Genomic DNA, 6,205 nt, shown 5'->3' with positions numbered 1-6,205 from the left:
CGCTCGCTCACACACCCCATCCCCCACTCCCCCCACCCCCCCCCCCCCCGCCCCCCAGCGGGCGGGTCTGCCTCCCCTCCCCCCGCCCCCCCCCCCCCCCCTGCGTGCTGACGATCCGCCGTCCTTGTCGGTTTGCTGGCCGCAGCGGACGGCGCGGATGCGTGCGCCCTCGTAACAAGGTGGCCCCGCCTGTGCCGGACCTGGTGATGCGTGACTTCACGGCGGGCACGCTCAACACCAAGTGGTGCCGCGGCATCACGTGCGCCGCCGTCGGATCGGACTGGCTGTATCCCGCCATGGTCATCGACATTCGCTCGCCGCGCGCGATCGGCCCCCGTGCTCGTGGCCCTCGAGCTGCAGACCGCGACTGCGAGCCCTTCGAGCGGCCGCACGCGTTCGATCTCGCGTGACGTGATCTTCAGCACTCGGGCTACAGCCAGCGTCCATTACCGCCTGGGTACGCCTCTCGCCCGGCTGGAGGGGCAGACCGTGCTCGGTACGCTCTTCAGCTGCCTTCCCTGCCTCCAACTCGCCAGAGATTCGACCGATTTGAGCTAGTACGCAGGGCCCACAATGTCCGGATTACGTCCACTTCCAGTGGAGTTCGCCCAGGTCAAATGGGACACGATCGGAGCATTGGCGACCCTTCGACGGTCGCGCCGAAGCGGTGATTCCGCGTACCGGAAGGACGCCTTTGGAGCTATCGGAAAGTGACGCTCCGTCAAGTCTGTGATCTTCGCGTGATCGGTACTGCATCGACTTGTAACCAGCGCTCGTGTGTGACTACCTTCACCCATCAACACGGCACCTGCGCACTCACTCGGCAGGAGCCGCCGTGCTCCCTGCTGTCGCTCGAAAGGCTCCCGCATGCTCTCCGGGAACGGCCGTCACCGTCGCCCTCGCCAGGCTCCGGCTCTCATCGTCGCCGCAGGAGTGACCGGATCGGCCATCGTCATCCCGCTGCTCGCCGCGGCGAGCGCGAACGCGGCCGACGGGACCACCTGGGACCGGGTGGCACAGTGCGAGAGCGGTGGCGCGTGGAGCGCCAATGCAGGCAACGGGTACTACGGCGGCCTCCAGCTCGACCAGGACAACTGGGAGGCGCACGGCGGCCTTGAATATGCCCCGACGGCCGACCAGGCCAGCCGCTCGCAGCAGATAGCCGTCGCGGAGAAGGTACTCGCTGACAAGGGCCTCGCGGCCTGGCCGGCGTGCGGGCCGCTCGCGGGGCTCACCAAGGACTCCGGCGGGGTCAGCGTCGATACGGGCGTGGCCGGAGACTCGTCGGGCGCTGGCGGCAACTCCGATTCGTACATCCCGTCCGGCCTGGCGACCTCGCCCGGCGCGTCTCCTTCGAGCGATTCGTCCGGCTCGAGCGACTCCTCCGACGCAGCTGGCAGCGCCGCCACGGCCAGCGCTTCGCAGAGCTCCGACGGCTCGGGAACAGCGACCGGCAACGAATCACCCAAGTCGGGACAGAAAGAGGCCACTTCGACCCAGACCGGATCGTCGAGTTCTGGGCTCGGGCGACACCGCGGTGAGGGTGTGGTGGAGAGTACGGCCGACAGTCGGACCGGCAACTCCACGGGGCGTCATGCCGCGAGCCCCGAGGTTGACGCCTCCGACACCGAGGATGTCGCACAGGTCAGCGGGAACGACGCCTTTGGCTTCGGGGATGGATGGGGTGGCCTGGCCCAGGTGGACACGGGCTCGGTCGACAGTGGCTTCGGCCTCCTCATTCCGGGTCGGAGTATCGCAGACACGCCCGAAATCGCCCAATAGCAGGGGAAGTTGGCGCTCCGGTCCGCTGTGGAAGATCCCAAGCCTTTCCACATGGCGGGCACCCTGTCGGGCTTGAGCGCACCGATGAGGGCGCCATCGCGGAACTGCCGCGCGGCGGCGAAGTAGTGACTGGGCGGCTAGTGCTGGATCACTGTCGAAATCAAGCAGTTGGACAGGCATGGCCGCCGTGTCATCCGACAGGACGGCTCTCTCTCGCACGGCTTTTGGTGACGGCCATGCCGAAGATCGGCCGGGGCCCCGGTGTGTTTGGTCAAGGTCGCGCTCCACGGTTGCGGCACGATCTTCCAGCCGGCAATCGCCACAGCTGCGAGAAGGCCCCGGTCCACGACCAGCCACGGACGCTTGACCAGCGCTCTCCTCACGAAGGCACAGCGGCCGCGGAAGCTATCCCCCGTCGGTCCCATGCGCAGACCCCAACCTCAGCAGGAGGCGGTGTATGTTCAGGGTTTGTGGACCAATGATCAGAACCATTGGATCGTGTCTATGAGGAGGCGGGCGGACTTCGCCCTCCGTGTCGCGGTCACACGCCAGGCTTCCTCGGCCTGGACGCTGGCGGTTGTGACTCCGGCCTGGCCAGCTGGGTTTTCCGCTGGCGTCAGGCGACCATTGGCGATGAGCATCCCAACTCGGACGAAGCTGACGCCCAGGTGGCGGGCGGCTTCTGGCTGCGACATCCACGCTTGGTCCTCGACAGTGTCCACCCTGAGCACAGCATAGCCGCAGTCCTCTCGCGGCCAAGACCGCCCCCGTACGCGTCTTTCACTCATCGCGCCCGCCACGTTCGGCCGCTTCGCGAGGAGACCGCGTTCGAAGCATGCTCCGGCATGCGCCGCTGGGCTCAACACCACCTTCCAGGCAGCGAGAACGGCGACGTGGACCGAACACACCGGCGGGCACCGCGGACACCTCTGCCTGTGTCTCATTCATACAACGCATTTTCCCGGGCGAAGGCTTCGTCCGCCAGTTGCTCGCGCCTCAACGGGCGCACGGTCTACCAACTGCCGCCCGACGCACTGAACCTCGACCCGGTTGAGAGCATCCGGTCGGTGCTGCGGCGCGCCACCGCAGACCGTGCGTTCAACGCCCCGCACGAGTTGATCACCGTAGTCCGGCGGGGCTTACGCCAACTCCCGTACATCCCCGCGTACGACGGCTGCATCGTGGGACGGGACTGGTACTCGGGCCTCGACTGGCGGGTCCGTCCATCGGCCTGGCGGTCGCCGCCGCGGTTGAGGCGGTGGCGATCGGTTCGTCCGGAACTGGCGGAGATGGGTGCTGCCCCGCAGAGGTGCGCGAAGGAAGCTTCGGACTTCAGTCGGCCGGGATTGTCGCCTGCGGTGATCAGAAGTTGGGCGGCCGTCTCGGTGCCTACACCGATCAAATCCACCAACCGGGGAGCTGCCTGCGCGACCGGGTGGTCAAGTTCGCCGTCGGCCTCGGCTATCTCCTGGGTGAGGTGTTGGTAGCGGCGGGCCAGGCGCCGCAGTGCGGTCCGCACTGCGCAGGTTGGGTTGGCGAGGGCCGTGCTGGGACGAGAGCGGGCCAGCTGCGCAACCAACTGGTGGGTGGGCAGACCGCGCAGGTATTCCCGGACCTCGGCGGGGGCGGAGGCGATGAGCGTGCGGATCTGGTTGATCGTCTGGGTGCGGGATTTGATGGCCGAGCGGCGGACCACCCGCTGGGACCGGATGGCCTCGACGATGCCGTCGCGGGTCTTGGGCTGGCCGTGGGCGCGACCGGACAGGACGGCGGTCGCGGTGGCGTAGGCATCGACGGGGTCGGACTTGCCGCTGACCCTCCGGGCCTTGCGGTCAGGGCGATCGACATCGACCACTGATACCTCGGTGAGACCCTTGCCGGGCTCCTATGAGGTCACAGGCGCTCGACCGGCCGCGTGCAGAGCGGCACCGCCCAGCCGGTCGACGATTCCTGGAAAGGACAGCTACAGCGTGAATCGTTCGGTGGATCAGACCACCGATCGGTGTTGTGATCAATCCTCGCAGTCGTTCGTACAGTGGCGCGCTCAACCTGGACGCCATGAACCACGCCCGCTCCGCATGCGTGCGGGTCGACGACGGACGGGATGGGAGTTGAGGCGAGTAGTGGGTGCTGGGGGCGCAAGCCATGGCGCCGGGGCGTGCCCCTAGAGTGCCTGCAGCGCCAGAAGCGGGGCGCGTTATACGAAGCTCGACGCCAAGCTGCCCACAAGCAGGAGCGCGAGGGAAGTGACAGGTCCGAGCCACTCCGGGAGCCCGATCGTGCTGCGCTTCTCGAAGCCATGCCCAGCCCTTGGCACGGCGGCGTCGCGGCGACGCAGCAGCTCCTGCGCGACGGCGTCCCGCTTGGCCTTGCCCGTCAGCGGAGCGGCGTCGAGTGCGGCCACCGGCAGGCGACCGTACCCCGACACGACAAGGGTGAGGGCAGTCCGCCCCTCCAGCGCCGTGATCGAGTGGTAGGGGACAAGGTAGTACGTAAACAGATTGTTCACGCGGAAGCGATCCTGCCCGAACGACACGTAGGGGTTCAGGAACAGCCGCCACGTCACGTACAGGCCGAGCAACGTGGGAGCCAGCAACATCAGGCGCGTCATCAACAAGCCGGTAACAGACATGCCTCCCTGGAGTAGTACCTGAGCTCCCACCAGCCCTGCCTGCGCTGTAACGGCCAGCACCACCTTGGGGCGTCTTCTGATCCTCGTCACGGCACCTGCTTCTTTCATGGTGTTCATTCGGGCAGCCCTGCTCCACCCTTGGGAATCGGGTCAGGAAATCTACTACTTACTGTCCGGTGAGTCACTCTCGCAGTCACGGCCGAATTGCTGAGAGGGTGACCACGCCGCACAGCCGGTAGCTACTGAACCTGAACTCGTGATGTCGGCTGCGTCGGCTTCCACCGGCGTCTGAGGCCTGCGGAAATGGGTTCGCGTCCCGTCGGCTGTCCTGCGATCGTGACGACGTGCCAGAGGACCTGAGTATGGAGCCGGCCGCGCCGGTCACGAAGTGGTCGGCTGGGTCGATCCGGATCACGAGCCGCACGGTCACTGTCGGCGAGATCTCGGGTCGCCTGGGGATCCCGGCCGACCAGCAGTTCGAGCGGGACAGCCTGATGAGTCCCCGCAACCCGACCAGTGCCCGACGGGAGACCAGTGTCTGGCTCAGACGAAGCGGACTTCCTGATGACTCCGACCTCACGGACCATGTACGGGTGCTGGTCACACTCGTTGACGGGCATCGCGAGGAGCTGGCCAGCCTGTCGACCGACTGCGATCTGGAGCTGCGTCTGGGCTTCGGCAGCGAGAATGGTCAGGGAGGCTGTGTCCTGCCTGCTCCTCTGCTCGCCGAGGTCGGTGCGCTCGGGTTGGACATCGTGCTCGACCTCTATCCGCCCGAACCAACCACGACCGACGCGTCCGCATGAAGATCGGCGGGCCATCTCGGGCGCTCAGGCGAGCGTGAGCCCGGTTCCGGTGAGGCAGCCGTCAACGAGGTCCGGGCGACACTGGATCTGCTTCAGCCGACGCTGCACAGACCGGGTGATCTGGCTGAGGTCGGCTGCGGCGAGGTTGCCAACGTCGCGCTTGAGCAGCGACCAGGCACCCTCTTGCGGGTTGAGGTCAGGTGCGTAGGTGGGCAGCTGGAACACGGTGAGCCACTCGGCGTTCGCTTCTATGAACTTCCGCATTCCAGCTGTCAGATGCAGACGGACCTTGTCCCAGACCAGCACGATTGGGCCGCCGAGCTGGATGCGGGCGCGGACGATCAGGTCGCGGACGTCGCGCCGGCAGAAGCCCTTCGGTTCGTCCTTGCGCCCACGGTACTCGCGGATCGTGTAGATCAGCCGGGACCGCTCGCCCGACTTGTAGCAGGTCATACCCGCCATCGACACCCGTCCAGAACCTCGGCCCCCTCACCCGCACGACCGGGGTCTGACCGAACCGGCCCCAGGTCCTGGCTCGCGGCGGAGTCATCGACCGCCCGGCCTCATCCTCGAAGACGATCCAGGACCCACGCTCCGCCTGGTGCTCTTACCCGCGGCCAGGTCTCCTTCTTCCACACCTCGCCCACGTCCTCGTCGCGCTCGATTGCCCGCCCGGTGGGCTGCTGCCAGCTCCAGCCGTGTCTCTTCAGCAGCCGCCAGGTGCCCTCGACCGTGTAGGAGACATGGAAGAGCCGGCCGATCAGCGTCTTGATCCACGCCGGCAACCACCGTTGGTCCACCCAGCCATGAGCCAGCAGTCCACGCTCCAACTCCCGCTCCAGCTTGGCGATCTGGACTTCACTGAGCCGAGGTCTGCCCGGTGACCCCTTACTGGCTCTAACAAAAGCTGTTGGTCATGTGACTGTTGGCTTGCCTGCTCGTTGGTCTCGTCGTGGGGAAACGTCAGTCGCGACCGTGGATCGTG

At 66.9% G+C, this 6,205-nt stretch carries 6 protein-coding genes and 1 pseudogene; 3 read left to right on the top strand and 4 right to left on the bottom strand.

Features of this window, described 5'->3' with window-relative positions:
* Window positions 1-173: 173 nt before the first annotated feature.
* A pseudogene (locus ACFV2J_RS39715) lies at window positions 174-332 on the top strand (IS3 family transposase); the annotation flags it as partial.
* Between the two features lie 601 nt (window positions 333-933).
* The gene (locus ACFV2J_RS39710; protein WP_385085512.1) at window positions 934-1,782 is read left to right on the top strand and encodes a transglycosylase family protein; all 849 of its coding nucleotides are present in this window, start codon (window positions 934-936) and stop codon (window positions 1,780-1,782) included.
* Between the two features lie 1,012 nt (window positions 1,783-2,794).
* On the opposite strand, the gene ACFV2J_RS39705 is transcribed toward ACFV2J_RS39710, so the two are convergent.
* Together ACFV2J_RS39705 and ACFV2J_RS39700 are read right to left on the bottom strand one after the other, a co-directional pair.
* A complete protein-coding gene (locus ACFV2J_RS39705; RefSeq protein ID WP_385085510.1) occupies window positions 2,795-3,637 on the bottom strand; it encodes a transposase in 843 nt (280 codons plus the stop codon).
* A gap of 342 nt (window positions 3,638-3,979) precedes the next feature.
* Entirely contained in the window at window positions 3,980-4,531 is a 552-nt protein-coding gene (locus ACFV2J_RS39700; protein ID WP_385085508.1) for a hypothetical protein, read from the bottom strand.
* 227 nt (window positions 4,532-4,758) lie between these two features.
* On the opposite strand from ACFV2J_RS39700, the gene ACFV2J_RS39695 reads away from it, so the two are divergent.
* Window positions 4,759-5,220 (top strand): DUF4279 domain-containing protein, encoded by a 462-nt coding sequence (locus ACFV2J_RS39695; protein WP_385085506.1) that lies wholly within the window; start codon window positions 4,759-4,761, stop codon window positions 5,218-5,220.
* 24 nt (window positions 5,221-5,244) lie between these two features.
* Here ACFV2J_RS39695 and ACFV2J_RS39690 read toward each other — a convergent pair whose 3' ends face one another.
* Entirely contained in the window at window positions 5,245-5,673 is a 429-nt protein-coding gene (locus tag ACFV2J_RS39690; RefSeq protein ID WP_385085504.1) for a transposase, read from the bottom strand.
* Window positions 5,674-5,783: 110 nt separating this feature from the next.
* The gene (locus tag ACFV2J_RS39685) at window positions 5,784-6,050 is read right to left on the bottom strand and encodes a winged helix-turn-helix domain-containing protein (protein WP_385443330.1); all 267 of its coding nucleotides are present in this window, start codon (window positions 6,048-6,050) and stop codon (window positions 5,784-5,786) included.
* Between the last annotated feature and the right edge of the window lie 155 nt (window positions 6,051-6,205).

Origin of the sequence: Streptomyces sp. NPDC059668, assembly GCF_042734135.1 — a bacterium.
Lineage (GTDB): Bacteria > Actinomycetota > Actinomycetes > Streptomycetales > Streptomycetaceae > Streptomyces.
The sequence above is the reverse complement of the archived record's forward strand: the minus strand, read 5'-3'. Positions and strand labels throughout refer to the sequence as shown.

What these genes read in the sequence shown, in the direction of transcription:
- ACFV2J_RS39690 (WP_385085504.1), bottom strand. Translation starts at nt 5,673, where the DNA reads ATGACCTGCTACAAGTCGGGCGAGCGGTCCCGGCTGATCTACACGATC.
- ACFV2J_RS39700 (WP_385085508.1), bottom strand. Translation starts at nt 4,531, where the DNA reads ATGAACACCATGAAAGAAGCAGGTGCCGTGACGAGGATCAGAAGACGC.